An 18797-nucleotide genomic window follows, 5' to 3' on the forward strand; every position below is an offset into this window, starting at 1 on the left:
CCCGAGCAAGGTCGAAATTGTCGCCCGTCGGTCCGAGGAAATCGCGAATTCACCCTGAATGACCGTGATGGATCTCGCCCGTTCGTCTCCAACTGCCGCCATCTAGTGACCTACCCTGCTTGTCGTCACGGCGCAGGCCGCCAACAGCGCCGGGCCGATCCGATCGATCGGCAGCTTCTGCCGCGCGGCGCCCATTTCCCATGCGACGCGGGGCATTCCGTAGACAACCGATGTCGCCTCGTCCTGCACGATCGTCTCCGCCCCCGCCGCAGACAAGGCCTTCAAGCCCACTGCCCCGTCTCGCCCCATCCCTGTCAGCAAGGCCGCCGCGACCCGTCGCCCTCGCGGCACTGCCGATCGGAACAACACGTCAACCGATGGCCTGTGGCCACTGTAATGAGCTCCCGGATCAAGAGCGGTTATGAGCTTTCCTTTCTGCGAGAGCGCGAGGTGCGCCTGATCCCCTGGGGCAAGGTAGATGTGCCCAATCCGCGCCTCTTCACCATCGGTCGCCGCTGTAACCTTGGCAGCGACACTCCGATCGAGAAGGCTGATCAGACTGCTGACGAAGCGGCCGCCGGTATGCTGGACGACAAAAGTCGGCGGACAGCTGACCGGGAACTGACCGAGGACCGTGAGCAGCGCATCGACGCCCCCCGTCGAAGCCCCGATAAGCACGATCGCGCCGTCACGGAAAGTGGGCGTGCGTGATCGCGGTTCCGCCGGCATTGTCGCCTCGGTAACAGGAAGCCGCACTGTGCCCTCGCGCCCGAACCGCGGCAGGGGCCGCGAGGCTGCCGCCCTCACCCCGACGACCAACTCTTCAGCATCGGCTGCCTCATTCAGCGAGGGCAGACCGTCGGTGAGCGGAGAGACCGGCCGGACGTCGTTATCCCCCTCGAGCAGGATGCAAGCGACATGAAGCGCAGAGAACAGCGCACGCATGACCTCGAACTCGGGCGCGGAGGCCATCTCGCGCGACAACAGAACCACGTCTGGAACGAGGTGCTCTACTGCCGTGTAGAGCTCCGTCAGATTGCAGGCGACGGCCAGCAGATCAAGCCGATCGACACGTTCGAACCGCGCCGACAGCTTGGCCCGCCGAATGGGGTTCTGATGGGCGAGCACTAGTCTCAATGGTCACCTGTCGCCTTGGCGGTCCAAAATCTGACTGCTTGGGTTCCCCGCCGCCCCGCACAGGGCGACGGCTCAGAAGTTCTGCCAGACATCGCTGGAATCCGCGGCCGTGACGGGTGCCGGAGCCGGATAGCTTCGAGTCGTTTCGCCTACTGCCATGGGAAGCGGCGTCCGAATGCTGACATCGTCGCCTGCACGGACGCGGAAGCGAGCCACGACGTCCGAAAGCTCACGTGCCTCTTGGGACAGGGAGTGCGCCGCAGCGGTGCTCTGTTCCACCATCGCCGCGTTCTGCTGGGTCACCTGGTCGAGGTTGGTGACACCGGTGTTGATCTCGGCCAGACCTGTCGCCTGCTCCACTGTGCCGCGGGTGATTTCAGTCACAAGGTCGGAGATGTGATTTACCCGTTCGACGATCGAGACCAACGCCTCACCAGCCTTGCCGACGAGCGTCACGCCCTCCTCCACCTGATGAGAAGACCCTGAAATCAGGGACTTGATCTCTTTCGCTGCGTCGCTCGACCGCTGCGCGAGCGCCCGGACTTCGGATGCGACGACCGCAAAGCCCTTACCCGCCTCCCCAGCCCGGGCGGCTTCGACCCCTGCGTTAAGCGCGAGAAGGTTCGTCTGGAACGCGATATCGTCGATCACACCGATAATCTGCGAAATCTGTTCCGAACTCTTTTCGATCTCCGTCATCGCGGAAACTGCCGACTGAACGACAACACCGCTCGCCTCGGCATGTGTTTTGGCATCGTTGACGATCGTCTCGACTTCCCGCGCGCCGTCCGCTGCGGAGTTGACCGAACTCGTCAGCTCATCGAGCGCCGCCGCCGTCTCTTCAAGTGTCGCAGCCTGGGTTTCGGTCCGCCGGGAGAGGTCGTCGGACGCCTGGCTGATTTCGCCTGCGCCCGTGTTGATGCGCGAAGCATTCTCGACCACCGTCTCGATCATCTGGCGCAGTGTCTGAATCGTCTCGTTGAAGTCTGCGCGAAGCTGTTCATATTCTTCTGGAAACGCAGACTCGAGCTTTCTGGTCAGATCACCGTCCGCGAGATTGCGCAGTGAAACACTAAGCTGTTCGACTACTGCCTTCTGGTTCTCCTGAGCCGAGAGCCGTGCTTTCTCCACTTCGTCGGATTTGATCAGCTTGTCGCGGAATTTCATCAGTGCTTTAGCGATGTCACCGATCTCGTCTTCGCGGTCAGACGCGCGGAGGTTCAGATCATATTCTCCATCGGCGACCTTGTTCATTCCGTCGCGCACTCGCGCCAGCGGAATTGTAATCGTACGCGCAACCGCAAGCGAAATGAAGAGTACGATCATCACACAGATCGCAATCTGGATGACCAGCATCAATTCAATCCGCCTTGCAGAGGCCACGATTTCCGACATGTCTCGCTCGACAATCAGGGACATCTTGGTCCCTAGGAACTCCAGTGGGGCGCTGACGGCAGCAACAGTCTGGCCGTTCAAACCTGGAATGCCGCTGCCATCGAAACTCTCGCCACTCGCACCGGCGCGAACTTGTGGTAGATCAGGCAGTTGATCGAGGATTCCAATATCCTCGACAAAGCGTGAAGGTGTCCGTGTCCGGCCATCGGTGCCGATCAGATAGGCGTCGCCCGTCTCCCCAAGACCGGTATCGGTCGAGACCACCTCCATCAGGCGTTCGACAGGCATCTGATATGCCAGAACGCCGACAAACTCCCCGTCGCCGTCTTGCACAGGTGCGGCGATGAAGCTCGTCGGGGCGTTCATACTGGGCGCGTAGGCTTCGAAATCGACGAAATGAACCTGTCCCGGACCGCCATCGCGCGCCGCCCGAAACGCACGACCGAGCCCCGTCGTAGCGTAAGCGCCACGTTCCAAGTTGGTCGCGTAATCCGCCTCCTTGTAGACGGTGTAGATCACCGTACCTTCCGGATTGATGAGAAAGACGTCATAGTAGCCAAATGTCTCCATGAGGTCTCTGAAGTAGGGGTGATATTGACCGTGAATTACCGAGTAGGCACTCGTGTCATCCGCTCGCTCAAGGAGATGTTTCGCCCCCGTCTCATTCGGATTATTGTCGATATAAAGGGACTGGAGTGTATCCTTGATATCGCCCTCGAGTTGACTCGCCGCCGCGGTGAAACGCGAAATGGCAAATGCCGTTTGGGGGCTGCTGGCCTGGCTCAGCAGCTCTTGCCGGATGTTGTCCAGCGACGCCTCCAGGCTTCGCTGATGGCTTTCTGCGACGTCCGATAGCGACGTCAGCGCATCGCGGATCAGAACTTGACGGAACTGGAAGAAGCCGACCCCTGCATTACCAGTTGCGACGAGAATGCTGAGCAGAACGAGCATCGCAGGTAGCTTTACCGAAAGCCGAATATTGTCGAATTTGCGCATCTGATTGTCCTTGACTGCGCCCCGCGATGTGCGGGCGGGCTTCATCATTACTACTTTGGAGCATTGGGAGTTAATTTGTGGCTAAGGCGGAGCAGAATTCTTCAGAGAGTTTGTTTTTACACCAAACCCCTAGAATAGAGTGATCTCTGCGCAGTCGGCTTCAAGATCACTGGATGGCCCCACACCCCTGAGACGCTCTTTCATGGCGGCGAGCCTCACGAGCTGCAAGGCTGGTGCGAGATCGACATGAGCGCCACCTTGATCGTACAATTCCGCCAATTTTACCAAGAAGCGCCTGAGTTCGATCACTGATTGGACAAGCAAGTCCATTTTCTGAAGGTCAGCCTGTAGCGCTTTATCGTCATTGCCGGACTCACCGTCCCGCAAGATCGCCGCCTCCAGGATCGAAAGGTCGCGAGCGATCTCGCCAAGCTCGTCCGCGACTCGACCGATCACCGGTCCGGGACTTTCACTTTCAGGCGCTGTCGTCATAGCCGCCCGACGACCCGTTCAATGCAGGTCCGCATTGAGTCTGTGGTGAACGGTTTCTTGATCATATTGTTCAATCCAAGCGTCTGGGCCTTCTGAATCAGTTCACGGTTGGGACTCCCGGTCACAAGAATAAATCCAATCTTTTGAGTGGATTTGGTCTGACGTAGTGCAGCAAGGAATTGCAGCCCGTCCATGTTCGGCATGTTGAGATCCGACAAGACCAGGTGGACCGGGCTTGCGGCGAGTTTGGCCAGACCGGCTCGTGCGTCGCTTTCGGCCTGAACATGCCAAATACCGATCTCTTCCAGCGCTTGCGTGATGAGGCCGCGGCTCGTGGACATGTCATCAACTACCATCACTCGAAGGGTTTCCTTGAGGCTCATCTGGTCACCTGTTTCGTGGAGGATCGGCGGTAGGACGTGATACCTGCGCTTTGAAGGTCGGACGATGCCGGGCCAGTGATCCGCTCGGAGTGTCCGATGAACAGCAGGGCCCCGGGTTCCAGCACCGGTACGAACCTCGACCACAACTGCATCTGTGTATCCTTGCCGAAGTAGATCGCCACGTTGCGACAGAAGATCGCCTGGAACGGGCCACTGATCGGCCACTCCCGGACGAGGTTCAATTCCGCGAAACTGATCAACTCCTTGACGGCACCGGAGATGGCATATCGCTCGCCGGTAGCCCTGCAGGTATATTGCTTGCGAAAACGGTCCTTCAGACTCTGAATTTCGTCCTCACCATAATCACCTTGGCGGGCTCGCGCGAGGATCGTCGGATCGACATCGGTCGCAAGAATTTTGATGTCATAGTCAGCGGCATCGGGCATTGCATCTAATAACGAGAATGCAATCGAGTATGGCTCCTGCCCAGCGCTGCAGCCGGCTGACCAGAAGCGAACTCGGCCACCTTGTTTTGCGCGCGCTATCGCGTTTGGCAGAACCTCTTTACGGAATTGCTCAAAGTGATGATCTTCGCGAAAGAAATGTGTTACGTTCGTTGTCAGCGCGGAAAGCATTTCCATCTGTTCCACTTCGCTGCCGGGCTTGTCGAGCAGCGAAAGATATTGCGAGAAACTGCCAAGTTTCAGAGCTCGCAGCCGGCGTGACAAACGCGAATAGACGAGCGGGCGCTTCGCAGGTTGTAGATCGAGACCGAAATTGCGGCGCGCGAGGTCCGCGATCGCCGCGAATTCGCTGTCCTTCAGCATGAACTCTTCCCCCGGTGGTCGGGTGGTCGCCATTGTCATGCGGCACCTTCACCTGCTGCCAGGACGATGCGGCTAAGGTCAATGACGCGGGTCATGCCATCTTCGACCGGAATCACGCCGAGAATGCAGGACGTCGTGTCGTCCTGACGGACGTTGGGCGTTTCCTGAACCGCATCGGTTCGGACGCTGAGAATTTCGGAGACGGAATCCACGAGCAGGCCAACGGTCTGACCTCGAACCGCGGCGATGATGATGACATGGCGTCCAGTCGGCGAGATGCGCCCCAGACCCAGTTTTGCGGCGAGGTCGAAGATGGGGATTACGGCGCCGCGCAGGTTGATGACGCCAAGGACATGTTCGGGACTGTGAGGAAGGATCGTCACCGGGGACCAACGGCGGATCTCGCGGATCTGGGTAATCTCGATGCAGAAGCTCTGCTCGCCCGCGACAAAGGTCACGAACTCGATGAATTCGCTGTCTGCAAGCTCTGCCGTGTCAGCCATTTGCGACGTCCTTTTCTTGCCAGGTTTCAGTGAGTCTCCGATGCACCGCGTTGCCGGAGGCTGCGACGGTATCGGGGTCGATGATCAGGGCGATCTTGCCGTCACCCAGAATGGTCGCGGCGGAGACGCCGGGAATGTTGCCGTAGTTGCCCTCAAGGCTCTTGATGACCACCTGCCGCTGGTCGGAGATCCCGTCGACGGCCAGAGCGCAATGCTGCGCGCGTTCTGTCTGGATCAGGAGGAGAACCTGGTCATTGACCTCGGCGAGGGCGCTGGTCTGGCCGAGCGACGACGCCACATCGACGATGGGGACGTAGCTCCCTCGAATGGACAGCAGCCAGCCGCCGACACCGAAACGATGAAGGTCGCCGGGGCCGGGTCGGATCGTCTCGACGATTGAAGCGATCGGCACCACCATCGTCTGGCCGGCCACGTTGACGACCATGCCGTCCATCACCGCGAGCGTCAGCGGAAGGACGATTGAAAAGGTGGTGCCTTCGCCCTGCACGGTGGAGATCGTGACGCGACCGCCGAGCGAATGGATTGCGGTTTTCACCACATCCATGCCGACACCCCTGCCGGAAAGGGCCGAGACCTCGGCGGCCGTCGAGAATCCGGGCATGAAAAGCAGGTCGTCGATCTCTGCCGGGGCGAGATCGGCATCGGGCGGGATCAGGCCCTTGGAAACAGCCGTCTCGAAGATCCGCTCCCGGTTGAGGCCTGCGCCATCGTCGGACACCTCGATCAGGACGGAGCCGGAGCGGTGAAAGGCGGCAAGGCGGATCGTGCCCGTTGCGTCCTTGCCGGCAGTCTTGCGACTCTCCGGGGATTCCAGGCCATGGTCGATGGCGTTGCGGATCATATGGGTCAGCGGATCGGCGAGACGTTCGACGACGGTCTTGTCGACCTCTGTGCCTTCCCCCTCTGTCACCAGTCTTGCGGTCTTGCCCGTCGCCTCGGCCGCTTCCCGGACGATGCGGGACATCCGCTGGAACAGCGGTTTGACGGGCTGGGCGCGAATGGCCATCACGCCTTCCTGGATTTCGCGGGCGAGAAGTTTGTAGTCTTCCAGCTCAGTGGACAGGCCGGAGCCGGACGGCAGGCCCATCTCTTCGATCCGCTGCGAAATAACAGCCTGGTTGATGATGAGTTCGCCCACCGTATTGATGAGGCGGTCGACGCGGTCGAGATCGACGCGCAGCGTCGGCTTCGGACCGGCCGGGGCGGACTTGTCCACCGGTTTCCGTTCCTCGGAGACCGCTTTGGGAACGACCTCTGCGACGGAGGCGACCGGATCCGGCTCGGGCGCCATTGTCGGCGGCAGATCGTCGACGGGGCCGATGTGGAGATCACACAGACCTTCGACGAACTCGAAGACTTCGTGGATTACATGCTCAGGCTCTGACGTCTGCAGGGTCAGCGTCCAGTCAAAGGCGGGCGCTTCCCAGTCAAGCTGGTCAAAGTCACCGAGTGCGGTGAGGTTCGCCGTGACATCGAGCGTGCCGAGCTGGGCGAGCGCCTCGAACAGGAGGATCGGTTCATGGCCGTTGGCATAGAGACCGCGAGCCGGCCTGAAGGTCAGGCGATATGTCTTCGCGACCTCTTCGACCGGCGGCGTATCGAGCTCGATCGTGAGAGCCTCGAACACGAACTCTTCTTCGGGTGGGGACGCCTCCGCCGCCGTCTCTTCGATACCAAGGAAGCGGTTCAGCTCTGCCAGCAACGTCGCGGACGCCTCCCGGTCGTACTCCGCGTCGAGCCGGTTGGCCTCGACGATATCGGTCAGATGATCGCCGGCGCGTTGCAGCACGCGCATCAGGTCGGGTTCGATCGGCAGTTCGTCGGAGCGAACGCGGTCGAGCACGGTTTCGAACCGGTGCGCGAAGTTCACGAGGTCGTCGAGCCCGAAGGCCCCGGCGCCGCCCTTGATCGAATGGACCGCGCGGAAGACAGCGTGGACTGTCTCATCATCATGAGTGCCGGCGGACATGGCCGACAGCCCCTCGACCAGGGCGTCGAGGAGATCTTCGCATTCCTCGAAGAACGTGTCGCGGATCGACCCAGACATCGCTCAGACCCCCGTCACGCGTTTGAGCACGTTGACGAGCGAGGTGTCGTCGAACGGCTTCACGATCCAGCCGGTGGCGCCGGCATCGCGGGCGCGGGCCTTGAGCTCCGGCGCGCTTTCGGTGGTGAGCACGAGGATCGGCACCGAGCGGTTCACATCGCCCTTCCGGATCGAATCGATGACACCGAAGCCGTCAAGCTTGGGCATGTTGATGTCCGTGATCACCACGTCGGGTGCGACATCGGGAAACTGTGCCACGCCATCGACACCGTCGACGGCCGAGCTGACGTCGAACCCCGCATTCTCGAGGCAGGCGCGCAGAAGCTCCCGGATGGTACGGGAATCGTCGATCGCGAGAACCCTGGGCTTCATTGCGCATCCTCCGTTTGGAGGACTGCGGACGTGAGGCCAAGCGTCGCGAGACCGCTTGCGAACGCCTCCGACGGAGTTGCGACCTCGAACGGATGACCGTCACGCGCCCATTGTCGCCGCGCAGTGGCGACAAGCAGGGCCAGCCGCGTGCTGGTCCGGGTGACCTTGTCGGCGGCGAGGGTCACGGGCTGCCCCCGTGCGGCGACGAGGAAGTCGTGAACCTGCGCGCAGGCATCATGTGTCGCGGTCGGCGGCAAGTCGAACGACTGGCGCTGGCTGTCCATCGGGCGCTCCTTCAATCAGTCAGAACCGGCCCGCGCCACATCCGACGGCGCGCCGTTTCAAAGCTGACTAAGGGGCGGACCTTAATAATCCGTTTTTACCGGACATCCGTTTCTGCGCTTTTCGCGTCCGCAGACGAAAACGGCCCGCCGAAAAGGGCGGGCCGCACGTTGAATTCAAAGGGAATTCAGTCCTTGTTCATCCTGTTGTCGATCAGGTCATCGACGACCGACGGATCGGCCAGCGTCGAGGTGTCGCCGAGCGCGCCATAGTCATTCTCGGCGATCTTGCGCAGGATGCGGCGCATGATCTTGCCCGAACGGGTCTTCGGCAGGCCGGGCGCCCACTGGATGTGGTCGGGTTTGGCGATGGGGCCGATTTCGGTGCGGACCCACTTCTCCAGGTCCTTCTTCAGCTCGTCCGTCGGCTCCACCCCGTTCATCAGGGTCACGTAGCAGTAAATGCCCTGACCCTTGATATCGTGGGGGAAGCCGACGACCGCGGCCTCTGCCACGTCGGCATGGGCGACGAGGGCGGACTCGACCTCCGCAGTGCCCATCCGGTGACCGGAGACGTTGATGACGTCGTCAACGCGCCCGGTGATCCAGTAATAGCCATCCTCATCCCGGCGGCAGCCGTCGCCGGAGAAGTAATAGCCCTTGTATTGCTGGAAATAGGTCGACTCGAACCGCTCGTGATCGCCCCAGACGGTGCGCATCTGACCGGGCCAGCTGTCGGCGATGGCGAGCACACCCTCGGCCGGGTCGCTCTCCACGATCTTGCCGCTCTCAGGCTCGAGAACCACGGGCTTCACGCCGAAGAACGGCAGCGTGGCCGACCCCGGCTTGGTCGCGACGGCACCCGGCAACGGGGTGATCATGTGGCCCCCCGTCTCCGTCTGCCACCATGTGTCGACGATCGGCAGGCGGCCCTTGCCGATGTTGTCGTTGTACCAGTTCCAGGCCTCCGGGTTGATCGGCTCACCCACGGTGCCGAGCACCTTGAGCGAGGACAGATCGCACTTCGCCGGGAACTCCGTCCCCTGCCCCATCAGCGCGCGGATCGCGGTCGGCGCGGTGTAGAACTGGTTGACCTTGTGCTTCTCGATCACCTGCCAGAACCGGCCGGCGTCGGGCCAGGTCGGCACGCCTTCGAACATCAGCGTGGTCGCGCCGTTGGCGAGCGGGCCGTAGAGAATATAGGTGTGGCCGGTGACCCAGCCGACGTCGGCGCCGCACCAGAAGACGTCCCCATCGTGATAGTCGAAGGTGAACTTCTGGGTCATCGCGGCATAGACGAGGTAGCCGCCCGAGGTGTGGACGACGCCCTTCGGCTTGCCGGTCGAGCCGGAGGTATAGAGGATGAACAGCGGATCCTCGGCGCCCATCGGCCGCACGGGACAGTCTGGCGCGACGTCCGCCATCATCGCCTTCACGTCGACATCGCGACCGTCGATCCACGTGGTCTGGTCGCCGGTATGCTTCACCACGAGGCAACGCACCTTGTCGGAGCAATGCAGCAGGGCGGCATCGGCGTTCGACTTGAGCGCGGTGCGCTTGCCGCCACGCGGCGCGGTATCGGCGGTGACGACGACCTTGGCGCCGCAATCGTTGATCCGGTTGGCCAGCGCGTCAGGGCTGAACCCGGCAAAGACGACCGAGTGGATCGCCCCAATCCGCGCACAGGCGAGCATCGCATAGGCGGCCTCGGGGATCATCGGCAGGTAGATGATGACCCGGTCGCCGCGCATCACGCCCTGCGCAAGCAGAACGTTGGCCATGCGGCAGACCTTCTCGTGCAGCTCCCGGTAGGAGATGTGCAGCGTCTCGTCCGCGGGATCGTCCGGTTCCCAGATGATCGCGGTCTGGTCGCCGCGCGTCTCGAGATGGCGGTCGATGCAGTTCGCGGCGACGTTCAGCTTGCCGTCCTCGAACCACTTGATCGACACCTTGCCGAACTCGAAGGAGGTGTCCTTCACGCGGGTGTAGGGCTCGATCCAGTCGAGGCGCTTGCCCTCTTCGGCCCAGAACCCCTCGGGGTCGGAGATGGAGCGATCGTACATCTCCTTGTAGCGGGCGGCATCGACATGGGCGCCGCCGGTGAAGTCGGCGCTCGGCGGATAGACGGCAGGCTCTGTCTTGACGTCGGTGTTCATCGTCTCCCCCCTTGTGGTTTCGGGCCTCGGCTGTGCGGGTCGGCCCCTCCTCCGGGGCTGTTCGGACCGTCACCTCCGACGGCAGGCAATAGAGACCTGCCGTGAAAAAATGTATACAAGCGCCCGTTTTCGCAAGGTTATCCTGTAAACGCTTTTTCTCGCGGAAGCAGAAAACCGTAAAGCATTTTACCGAACGCCCCGATACCCTTGAAATAGCAGGAAGTTCGGCGCCGTCCAACGGGGCCGACTGCCCAATTCCTCAGCAACCGACCCGTCAGAAGCAACTTCCCGCATGTCACGCATTGTCAGCCGACGTTCGGCTGCTAAGGTCAATGACATGAATGACCGAGAACCGTTCGACGAAATGTGGGGCAGTGGCGAGGGGTTGCGAAGCCCCTACGGCACTTTCAGCAACTGGTTTGAGGGCGAAGACGCTGCCCGATTGCGCGCGAAACAGCGCGAGGCGGACGAGTTGTTCCGCCTCTCGGGCATTACCTTCAACGTCTACGGCAAGAAGGAAGCCGAGGAACGGCTGATCCCCTTCGACATCGTGCCGCGCATCATTTCGGGCCGGGAATGGCAGAAGCTGTCCCGTGGCATCGACCAGAGGGTGCGGGCGCTCAATGCCTTCCTGCACGACATCTACCACCGGCAGGAAATCGTTAAGGCCGGCCGTCTCCCGCAGGAGATGCTGGCCAAGAACGAGGCGTTCCTGCCCCAGATGATCGGCATGACGCCGCCCGGCGGGGTCTACACCCACATCGTCGGCATCGACCTCGTCCGCACCGGCGACGACCAGTTCTACGTGCTCGAGGACAATGCCCGCACGCCCTCAGGCGTCAGCTACATGCTGGAGAACCGCGAGACGATGCTCCAGATGTTCCCGGAGCTGTTCTCCAAGACCCGCGTACAGCCAGTGTCGGACTACCCGCGCAACCTGCGCCGCTCCCTCGCCGCCTGCGCGCCGCCGCAGACGCGGGGCGAACCGACGGTCGCGATCCTGACGCCCGGCATCTACAACTCCGCCTACTTTGAACATGCGTTCCTCGCCGACCAGATGGGCGTCGACCTCGTCGAGGGGCACGACCTGCGGGTGATCGACGGCCGGGTCGCGATGCGCACGACCAAGGGCTACAAGCCGATCGACGTGCTCTACCGTCGCGTCGACGACGACTTTCTCGACCCTCTGAACTTCAACCCCGACTCCACGCTCGGCATTCCCGGCATCATGGACGTCTACCGCGCTGGCGGCATCACCATCGCCAACGCGCCGGGCACCGGCATCGCCGACGACAAGGCGATCTACAGCTACATGCCCGACATCGTGGAGTTCTACACCGGCGAGAAGGCGATCCTGCAGAACGTGCCGACGTGGCGCTGTAACGATCCCGACTCGCTGAAGTACGTGCTCGACAACCTGTCGGAGCTGGTGGTGAAGGAAGTCCACGGCTCGGGCGGCTACGGCATGCTCGTCGGCCCGGCCGCCTCCAAGAAAGAGATCGCGGCCTTCCGCGCCAAGCTGGAAGCCCGGCCGAACAATTACATCGCCCAGCCGACCCTGTCGCTCTCGACGGTGCCGATCTTCACGCAGAAAGGCCTGTCGCCGCGCCACGTCGACCTGCGCCCCTTCGTGCTGGTCAGCCCGGAGGGGATCAAGATCACCCCCGGTGGCCTCACGCGCGTCGCGCTGAAGAAGGGCTCGCTGGTGGTAAACTCCAGCCAGGGCGGCGGCACAAAAGACACCTGGGTACTCGAGGACTGACGAATGCTGGGCAAGACGGCAAACGGCCTGTTCTGGATGTATCGCAACCTTGAACGGGCAGAGAACACCTCCCGACTGGTGGAAACGGGTGAGCGGATCGCGCTGACCCGGTCGGGCGATCATGACGATGAATGGGGGTCCATCCTCCAGACGACCGCCACCAAGGGCGCCTACCTCCAACAGCGCGACGAGGTGACGAAGGACTACGTGGTCGACTGGTTGCTGCGTTCGCCGGACAATCCCTCGTCGGTGATGTCCTGCATTTCCGCCGCGCGACAGAACGCGCGGATGACACGCACCGCCCTGACGGGCGAGACGTGGGAGGCGATGAACGGCTGCTACATGGCGCTCAAGGAAGCGCTCGCCCGCAAGGTGACCGAACGCGACCTGCCCGCCGTGCTGAAGCTGATCCGCCAGCGCACCGCACTGGTGCGTGGTGCGACCCACGGCACGATGCTGCGCAACGACGTCTATGACTTCGTGCGGATCGGGACGTTCCTCGAACGCGCCGACAACACCGCGCGGATCCTCGACGTGAAGTACTACGTGCTGCTGCCCTCGTCCTTCGCGGTCGGATCCAGCCTCGACAACGTGCAATGGGAGACGATCCTGCGCTCAGTGTCGGCGCGCGGCGGCTACCGGATGGTGCATGGCGACACGGTGACGCCTCGCGACATCGCCCAGTTCCTAATCCTCGACAAACGCATGCCGCGGAGCCTCAACTTCTGCTGCTCCAAGATGCGCGACAACCTGAACTACCTCGTGTCCGACTACGGCTTCCGGCCCGAATGCTGGGGCCAGATCGACATGCTGGTCCGGCGGTTCCTGACCCACAAGGTCGATGCCATCTTCGATTATGGCCTGCATGAGTATATCCAGACGGTGCTGACCTCGCTCAGCGAGTTCAGCCGCCAGATTGAAATCGACTACAGGTTCTACGAGTGACCATGCGCCTGAAGATCAGCCATACGACGCGCTACGCCTTCGAGCGCCCGGTCTCCTACGGGTTCCAGCAACTGCGCATCACGCCCAAGCCGGTGCGCGCGCAGTCGGTGCTGCACTGGACCACGACGATCTTCGGCGGAACGAAGGAACTGGCCTACGAGGATTACAACAACAACCGGGTGGAGCTCATCAGCTTCGACCGCCATGTCGAGGAACTGACGATCCGCGCAGAGGGCGAGGTCGAGATCGCCGAGACCCACGGCGTCGTCGGCCCCCACTTCGGTCCGGCGCCGCTCTGGCTCTACCAGCGCACGACGAAGCGGACCCGCGCCGGCGCCGGCTGCCGCGCGCTGCTGAAACAGGTCGAGGGCGACACCTTGTTGTCGCGTCTGCACTTCCTTTCCGCGCTTATCCTGGATGAAGTCGCCTACGAGACGGGATCGTCGACCTCTGACTCCTCTGCCGAAGATGCGATCACCGAGGGCAAGGGCGTGTGCCAGGACCATGCCCACATCATGATCGCCTGCGCGCGCGAGATGAAATTGCCCGCCCGCTATGTCTCGGGCTACCTCATGCTCGACGATCGCACGGCGCAGGAAGCGACCCACGCCTGGGCCGAAGCCTACCTCGAAGGTCTCGGTTGGGTCGGATTTGATGTATCTAACGGCATTTCGCCGGATATTCGCTACGTGCGTGTCGCAACTGGTATGGACTATGCCGAGGCGGCCCCAATAACTGGAACACGAGTCGGCGGAGAGGGTGAGTCTCTCTCGGTCGAAATAGAAGTGGCACAGCAGTAAGAGCCCTGAAATGACCTATTGTGTAGGCCTGTTCCTCGACCGGGGGCTGGTCTTCATGTCCGACACGCGCACCAACGCGGGTGTCGACAACATCTCCACCTTCCGGAAGATGTTCACGTGGGAGAAGCCGGGCGACCGGTTCATCTGCCTGATGAACTCCGGCAACCTTGCCACGACCCAGGCCGTCGTCAGCTTGCTGGAAGAACGGACGAAGCCGCACAACGACCGCGCGCCGACCCTGTTCGCCGCGCCCTCGATGTTCCAGGTCGCACGGCTGGTGGCCGACACTCTGAAAGAGGTCATCTCCAACCACGCCCAGACCGGGCAGCGCGCCGACAGCACCTTCAACGCAACGCTGATCCTCGGCGGCCAGGTCGCGGGTGGCCCGCCTCGCCTGTTCCTGATCTATCCCGAAGGAAACTTCGTCGAGGCCGGCGAGGATACGCCCTTCTTCCAGATCGGCGAGACGAAGTATGGCCGCCCGATCCTCGTCCGCTCCTTCGATCCCGCGATGAGCTTCGAGGCGGCGGTGAAGCTGCTTCTCGTCAGCTTCGACTCGACGGTGAAGGCCAACCTTTCCGTCGGGCTGCCGTTCGACCTTCAGGTCTACGAGAGCGACAGCCTCCGCGCCGGCAGCTCCACCCGGATCGAGGCGAACGATCCCTACTACCAGGCGATCTCCGACGGCTGGGGCGAAGCACTCAAGAGCGCGTTCGACAGCCTGCCCGACTTCACCTTCGACTCCGATCCCGACTAGGCCCGCCCGCCGCCGCCCCCTTGTGATCGCCGCCGCGCCGTCCCACAAACGGCGGGTGGAACGAGGAGAGTGCGCATGACGATCCGGATCACCCGCATGGGCGCCGAGGGGCTGCTCCTCGACGCTGCGGGGGGCAGTTTCTCCGAACAGGTGCAATCCCGCATCTTCGCCGTCGCAGCCGCGCTCCGCGACCGGCCCGGCGTGTCCGAGATCGTGCCGGGCATGAACAACCTGATGATCGAGGCCGACGCGACCCGCCTGCCCGGCGACGCTGCAGAAGCGCTGCTGCAGGAGCTCTGGACCGACGCGCCCGAAGCCACGACCGGCGGGGCGGAGATCGAGATCCCCGTCACCTACGGCGGCGAGATCGCCGAGGATCTCGACCTTTGGGCCGATCACGCCGGCATGACCCGCGACGAGGCGATCCGCCTCCATTCCGAGGCGACCTATTCGGTCGCCGCCGTCGGCGCGATGCCGGGGTTCGGCTATCTCTCGGGTCTCGATCCGCGCCTCGCGATGCGACGTCGCAAGGTGCCGCGCGGCAAGCTGCACGAGGGCTCCGTCATCATCGGCGGTGCGCAGGCCGGGGTCATGCCGACGACCGCGCCGTCCGGCTGGCACGTCATCGGCTTCACCGAGGTCCGCCTCTTCGACCCGCACGCCGACGATCCCTGCCTGTTCCACCCCGGCGACCGGGTTCGCTTCACCGTCAAGGACATCCTGCCGTGATCGAGATCCTGAAGAGCGGCCCCGCCAACGCCATCCACGACCTCGGCCGTCCCGGCCTGCTGCATCTCGGCATCAGCCGTGCCGGTGCGATGGACCGCCTCGCCTTCGCGCTCGGCAACGCGCTGCTCGGCAACCCGCCCGGCGCGGCGGCGATCGAGGTAGCGATGTTCCCCTTCCGCGTCCGATTCGAGGCCGACACCTGCATCGCGCTCACCGGCGCCGACGCAGAGGCGAGCCTCGACGGTCGCCGCCTGCCCCCCGCCTGGGTGCTGCCGGTCAAGGCCGGGCAGGAGCTGACGCTCGGCGGCACCGACATAGGCGCACGCGCCTACATCTCAATTGCAGGCGGGATCGATGTGCCCGAGGTGCTCGGCTCCCGCTCCACCGACCTCAAGTCCGGGTTCGGTGGGCTCGACGGGCGCGGCCTCGCCAAGGGCGACCGGCTGCCCATCGGCGCGAGCGACCTCGCCCTGCCCGCCTCCGGCCACGGTCCGCTGCTGCCCGATGACGTGGCTGCCTTCTGGCAATCCGGCGCGACCACCGCAGAGGTCCGCATGATCCCCGCCGCCGAACATGACGACTTCACCGAAGACTCGCGCTCGGCCTTCTTCGAGACCGACTGGCTCATCACGAACGAGGCGAACCGCATGGGCTATCGCCTCGAGGGGCCCGACCTGACGACAACCGAGGATATCGAGCTGTTCTCTCACGGACTGCTGCCCGGAACCGTACAGGTGCCCAGATCCGGACAGCCGATCGTGCAGCTCGCCGATGCCAACACCTGCGGCGGTTATTGCAAGATCGGCGTGGTGATTGCCGAGGACCTCTGGAAGTTCGCACAGTTCCGCCCCGGCGGCACGCTGCGGTTCCGGACCTGTTCCGTGGACGAAGCCCTCGAAGCCCGCACTGCGCGCATGGCGTGGCTCGACGGCATCCGCGCTCAGTCGAGCGCGACCACGGCGGCGGCGTAACCCACCAGCGCCCCGTCCTCGCCCAGGACCTCGGCCACGGTGCCGCTCGTCTCCGCGACGACGGGCACCAGCTGCCCCGCCGCTTCGACGAAAGCCACGTAGTCACCGGCCTCGACCCGGTCGCCGACCGAAACCTCCGGCGCGGACCGTTGCGGATGCACCAGTCGCAGGACGCCGAACTCCGCCGTCTTCACGACCGTCCGCTCCGGCACCTCGGCCACCGGCGCCGCAGCAGGCGCGGCAACCGCGCCGCCCCGCTTCAACAACACCCGGATGCCGCCCGTCTCGCGCTCGATCTCCGCAAGCCCGTCATCCGACAGGCGTGCCGCCAGGGCCTCGATCTCCTCAAGCGTCATCGTCTGTCCCCCAGAGCGTCCCGGCCTCGATGATCGCCTCGAGGTGATGAATGTCGAAGCCCCCCTCGGCGAAGCCCGGCTCGTCCATCAGCCGCATCTGCAAGGCGGCGTTCGTCACCAGCTCCCCGCTGTCGAGCTCCGCCAACACGCCCTTCATCCGCGCGATTGCTTCCGCCCGGTCGCGGCCGTGCGCGATCACCTTGGCGACCAGAGAGTCGTAATGCGGCGGCACTTCGTAGCCGGGGTACAGATGGCTTTCGACCCGGATGCCCGGCCCGCCCGGCGGCACCCATTGGTCCGCAACGCCCGGCGCGGGGGCGAAACTGCGCGGGTCCTCGGCATTGATCCGGCACTCCACCGCGTGGCCGTCGAAGGTGATGTCGCCCTGCTCGAATGGCAGCGGATGGCCCTGCGCGACCCGGATGCCCTCGGCGACGATGTCGACGCCGCTCACCATCTCGGTCACGGGATGTTCGACCTGCACCCGGGTGTTCATCTCGATGAAGAAGAAGTCGCCGTCCTCGTAGAGGAACTCGAACGTGCCCGCCCCGACATAGCCGATTTCGCGGCAGGCGGCGGCGCAGCGCTCGCCGATCTCCGCCACGACCTCGCGCGGGATGCCGGGCGCGGGGGCCTCCTCGATCACCTTCTGGTGGCGGCGCTGCATGGAGCAGTCCCGCTCGCCCAGCCAGACGGCGTTGCCGTGGGTATCGGCCAGCACCTGTATCTCGACATGGCGCGGATGTTCGAGGAAGCGCTCGGCATAGACCTCCGGGTTGCCGAAGGCGCGGCCGGCCTCCGCCCGCGTGGTCGACACCGCCCCGGCCAGATCACCGGCGGAGCGCACGATCCGCATGCCACGTCCGCCACCGCCACCGGCGGCCTTCACGATCAGGGGAAAGCCGATGTCCTCCCCGATCCGCGCGATCTCGTCCGGGTCCTTCGGCAACGCCCCGTCGGAGCCCGGCACGCAGGGAACCCCGGCCTCCGTCATCGCGCGTTTCGCGGCGACCTTGTCGCCCATCGTGCGGATCACGCCCGACGGCGGACCGATGAAGGTCAGCCCCGCCCGCTCCACCGCCTCGGCGAAGTCCGCGTTTTCCGACAGGAAACCGTAACCCGGATGGATCGCGTCCGCCCCGGTCAGCTCCGCCGCCCGGATGAGGCGTGGAATGGACAGGTAGCTCTCCGCCGAGGCCGCAGGCCCGATGCAGAGCGACCGATCCGCCAGCGCGACATGCCTGAGCGACGCATCCGCTTCCGAGTGTACAGCGACCGTCGACAGCCCCAGTTCCCGGCAGGCCCGCAGGATACGCAGGGCGATCTCACCCCGGTTCGCGATCAGAACGGTGGAGACCATCAGCCCGCCCCGAGCGTGAACAGCAGGTCACCCTTGGCGACCATCTTGCCGTTCTCCACGTGGATCGTTTCGACCACACCGGCCTGCTCGGTTTCCACTTCGGTGAACATCTTCATCGCCTCGAGCAGCCCGAGCGTCTGCCCCGCCTCGACCTTGCTGCCCTCCTCGACAAAAGCCGGCTCCTCCGGCGAGGGCGCACGATAGAAGCAGCCGGGCATCGCCGCGCGCACTTCGATCCCCGACGACGCGGGGGCCTCGGGCGCAGCCGCCTCGACCGGCGACGTGGTGGCAGGCACGGACGCGGTCGCCCCGCCGAGGACGAGCCGGATGCGCTCGCCCTCCGCCTCGTATTCCAGTTCCGACAGGCCCTGCCGTTTCATCAGCGCGATCAGCCCGTCGATGAAGTCACGATCCATGAGACACTCCGTTATCCGCGCCATCCTGTCCCTGACCGGCGGGCTCCGCAAGGCACCCTTCCGCCCGGCATCCCGATGTGGTCTGCTGCGC

At 63.8% G+C, this 18797-nt stretch carries 19 protein-coding genes; 6 read left to right on the top strand and 13 right to left on the bottom strand.

Annotation, left to right across the window (positions count from 1 at the left end; genetic code table 11):
• Positions 1 to 102: 102 nt before the first annotated feature.
• The 10 genes from I8N54_RS13920 to acs all read right to left on the bottom strand — a co-directional run bounded on the left by I8N54_RS13920 (position 103) and on the right by acs (position 10610).
• The gene (locus I8N54_RS13920; protein WP_140197467.1) at positions 103 to 1128 is read right to left on the bottom strand and encodes a CheB methylesterase domain-containing protein; all 1026 of its coding nucleotides are present in this window, start codon (positions 1126 to 1128) and stop codon (positions 103 to 105) included.
• 81 nt (positions 1129 to 1209) lie between these two features.
• A complete protein-coding gene (locus I8N54_RS13925) occupies positions 1210 to 3528 on the bottom strand; it encodes a methyl-accepting chemotaxis protein (RefSeq protein WP_197097690.1) in 2319 nt (772 codons plus the stop codon).
• Positions 3529 to 3657: 129 nt separating this feature from the next.
• The gene (locus tag I8N54_RS13930; protein ID WP_140197465.1) at positions 3658 to 4020 is read right to left on the bottom strand and encodes a hypothetical protein; all 363 of its coding nucleotides are present in this window, start codon (positions 4018 to 4020) and stop codon (positions 3658 to 3660) included.
• On the bottom strand, positions 4017 to 4403 hold the full coding sequence (locus I8N54_RS13935) for a response regulator (RefSeq protein WP_140197464.1): 387 nt from the start codon (positions 4401 to 4403) through the stop codon (positions 4017 to 4019). The genes I8N54_RS13930 and I8N54_RS13935 overlap by 4 nt, the downstream gene beginning before the upstream one ends.
• Positions 4400 to 5230 (bottom strand): CheR family methyltransferase, encoded by an 831-nt coding sequence (locus tag I8N54_RS13940; protein WP_231592774.1) that lies wholly within the window; start codon positions 5228 to 5230, stop codon positions 4400 to 4402. The genes I8N54_RS13935 and I8N54_RS13940 overlap by 4 nt, the downstream gene beginning before the upstream one ends.
• Positions 5231 to 5265: 35 nt before the next feature.
• Positions 5266 to 5733, bottom strand: a complete 468-nt coding sequence (locus I8N54_RS13945; RefSeq protein WP_140197462.1) for a chemotaxis protein CheW — start codon at positions 5731 to 5733, stop codon at positions 5266 to 5268.
• Positions 5726 to 7801, bottom strand: coding sequence for a chemotaxis protein CheA (locus tag I8N54_RS13950; RefSeq protein WP_140197461.1), 2076 nt, complete (start codon positions 7799 to 7801; stop codon positions 5726 to 5728). Before I8N54_RS13950 ends, I8N54_RS13945 begins: the two co-directional genes overlap by 8 nt.
• Positions 7802 to 7804: 3 nt before the next feature.
• Entirely contained in the window at positions 7805 to 8173 is a 369-nt protein-coding gene (locus I8N54_RS13955; protein WP_140197460.1) for a response regulator, read from the bottom strand.
• Complete coding sequence (locus I8N54_RS13960; RefSeq protein WP_140197459.1) at positions 8170 to 8457, bottom strand: STAS domain-containing protein; 288 nt, start codon at positions 8455 to 8457, stop codon at positions 8170 to 8172. The genes I8N54_RS13955 and I8N54_RS13960 overlap by 4 nt, the downstream gene beginning before the upstream one ends.
• 185 nt (positions 8458 to 8642) lie before the next feature.
• Positions 8643 to 10610: an acetate--CoA ligase gene (gene acs / locus I8N54_RS13965; protein WP_140197458.1), complete on the bottom strand. Its 1968-nt coding sequence runs from the start codon at positions 10608 to 10610 to the stop codon at positions 8643 to 8645.
• 337 nt (positions 10611 to 10947) lie between these two features.
• Here acs and I8N54_RS13970 point away from each other — a divergent pair, with 337 nt between their 5' ends.
• From I8N54_RS13970 to I8N54_RS13995, 6 genes are all read left to right on the top strand, one after another.
• Positions 10948 to 12372, top strand: a complete 1425-nt coding sequence (locus I8N54_RS13970; RefSeq protein ID WP_140197457.1) for a circularly permuted type 2 ATP-grasp protein — start codon at positions 10948 to 10950, stop codon at positions 12370 to 12372.
• 3 nt (positions 12373 to 12375) lie between these two features.
• The gene (locus I8N54_RS13975) at positions 12376 to 13317 is read left to right on the top strand and encodes an alpha-E domain-containing protein (RefSeq protein ID WP_140197456.1); all 942 of its coding nucleotides are present in this window, start codon (positions 12376 to 12378) and stop codon (positions 13315 to 13317) included.
• 2 nt (positions 13318 to 13319) lie between these two features.
• Positions 13320 to 14117 carry a transglutaminase family protein gene (locus I8N54_RS13980; RefSeq protein WP_140197455.1) on the top strand — a complete coding sequence of 266 codons (798 nt, stop codon included), beginning with the start codon at positions 13320 to 13322 and terminating at the stop codon, positions 14115 to 14117.
• Positions 14118 to 14127: 10 nt separating this feature from the next.
• Positions 14128 to 14874, top strand: a complete 747-nt coding sequence (locus I8N54_RS13985; protein WP_140197454.1) for a proteasome-type protease — start codon at positions 14128 to 14130, stop codon at positions 14872 to 14874.
• Positions 14875 to 14949: 75 nt separating this feature from the next.
• Complete coding sequence (gene pxpB, locus I8N54_RS13990; RefSeq protein WP_140197453.1) at positions 14950 to 15603, top strand: 5-oxoprolinase subunit PxpB; 654 nt, start codon at positions 14950 to 14952, stop codon at positions 15601 to 15603.
• On the top strand, positions 15600 to 16574 hold the full coding sequence (locus I8N54_RS13995; RefSeq protein ID WP_140197452.1) for a 5-oxoprolinase subunit C family protein: 975 nt from the start codon (positions 15600 to 15602) through the stop codon (positions 16572 to 16574). Before pxpB ends, I8N54_RS13995 begins: the two co-directional genes overlap by 4 nt.
• Here the strand turns inward: I8N54_RS13995 and I8N54_RS14000 are convergent.
• The 3 genes from I8N54_RS14000 to I8N54_RS14010 are packed head-to-tail and all read right to left on the bottom strand — an operon-like array spanning position 16544 to position 18706.
• Positions 16544 to 16930 carry a biotin/lipoyl-containing protein gene (locus I8N54_RS14000; RefSeq protein WP_140197451.1) on the bottom strand — a complete coding sequence of 129 codons (387 nt, stop codon included), beginning with the start codon at positions 16928 to 16930 and terminating at the stop codon, positions 16544 to 16546. The two genes, I8N54_RS13995 and I8N54_RS14000, sit on opposite strands and share 31 nt — an antisense overlap.
• Positions 16920 to 18290, bottom strand: a complete 1371-nt coding sequence (gene accC, locus I8N54_RS14005) for an acetyl-CoA carboxylase biotin carboxylase subunit (protein WP_140197450.1) — start codon at positions 18288 to 18290, stop codon at positions 16920 to 16922. Before accC ends, I8N54_RS14000 begins: the two co-directional genes overlap by 11 nt.
• Complete coding sequence (locus tag I8N54_RS14010) at positions 18290 to 18706, bottom strand: acetyl-CoA carboxylase (protein ID WP_197097688.1); 417 nt, start codon at positions 18704 to 18706, stop codon at positions 18290 to 18292. Before I8N54_RS14010 ends, accC begins: the two co-directional genes overlap by 1 nt.
• Positions 18707 to 18797: the final 91 nt, after the last annotated feature.

Origin of the sequence: Pelagovum pacificum (assembly GCF_016134045.1) — a bacterium.
Classification (GTDB): domain Bacteria; phylum Pseudomonadota; class Alphaproteobacteria; order Rhodobacterales; family Rhodobacteraceae; genus Oceanicola; species Oceanicola pacificus_A.

Excerpts from the sequence above, each read along its gene's own strand:
- I8N54_RS13975 (WP_140197456.1), top strand. The coding sequence starts at position 12,376 with ATGCTGGGCAAGACGGCAAACGGCCTGTTCTGGATGTATCGCAACCTT.
- I8N54_RS13970 (WP_140197457.1), top strand. The coding sequence starts at position 10,948 with ATGAATGACCGAGAACCGTTCGACGAAATGTGGGGCAGTGGCGAGGGG.
- I8N54_RS13925 (WP_197097690.1), bottom strand. The coding sequence starts at position 3,528 with ATGCGCAAATTCGACAATATTCGGCTTTCGGTAAAGCTACCTGCGATG.
- I8N54_RS14000 (WP_140197451.1), bottom strand. The coding sequence starts at position 16,930 with ATGACGCTTGAGGAGATCGAGGCCCTGGCGGCACGCCTGTCGGATGAC.
- I8N54_RS13960 (WP_140197459.1), bottom strand. The coding sequence starts at position 8,457 with ATGGACAGCCAGCGCCAGTCGTTCGACTTGCCGCCGACCGCGACACAT.
- I8N54_RS13980 (WP_140197455.1), top strand. The coding sequence starts at position 13,320 with ATGCGCCTGAAGATCAGCCATACGACGCGCTACGCCTTCGAGCGCCCG.
- I8N54_RS13945 (WP_140197462.1), bottom strand. The coding sequence starts at position 5,733 with ATGGCTGACACGGCAGAGCTTGCAGACAGCGAATTCATCGAGTTCGTG.
- I8N54_RS13935 (WP_140197464.1), bottom strand. The coding sequence starts at position 4,403 with ATGAGCCTCAAGGAAACCCTTCGAGTGATGGTAGTTGATGACATGTCC.
- accC (WP_140197450.1), bottom strand. The coding sequence starts at position 18,290 with ATGGTCTCCACCGTTCTGATCGCGAACCGGGGTGAGATCGCCCTGCGT.
- pxpB (WP_140197453.1), top strand. The coding sequence starts at position 14,950 with ATGACGATCCGGATCACCCGCATGGGCGCCGAGGGGCTGCTCCTCGAC.
- I8N54_RS13940 (WP_231592774.1), bottom strand. The coding sequence starts at position 5,230 with ATGCTGAAGGACAGCGAATTCGCGGCGATCGCGGACCTCGCGCGCCGC.
- I8N54_RS13955 (WP_140197460.1), bottom strand. The coding sequence starts at position 8,173 with ATGAAGCCCAGGGTTCTCGCGATCGACGATTCCCGTACCATCCGGGAG.
- I8N54_RS13930 (WP_140197465.1), bottom strand. The coding sequence starts at position 4,020 with ATGACGACAGCGCCTGAAAGTGAAAGTCCCGGACCGGTGATCGGTCGA.
- I8N54_RS13950 (WP_140197461.1), bottom strand. The coding sequence starts at position 7,801 with ATGTCTGGGTCGATCCGCGACACGTTCTTCGAGGAATGCGAAGATCTC.
- I8N54_RS13985 (WP_140197454.1), top strand. The coding sequence starts at position 14,128 with ATGACCTATTGTGTAGGCCTGTTCCTCGACCGGGGGCTGGTCTTCATG.
- acs (WP_140197458.1), bottom strand. The coding sequence starts at position 10,610 with ATGAACACCGACGTCAAGACAGAGCCTGCCGTCTATCCGCCGAGCGCC.
- I8N54_RS14010 (WP_197097688.1), bottom strand. The coding sequence starts at position 18,706 with ATGGATCGTGACTTCATCGACGGGCTGATCGCGCTGATGAAACGGCAG.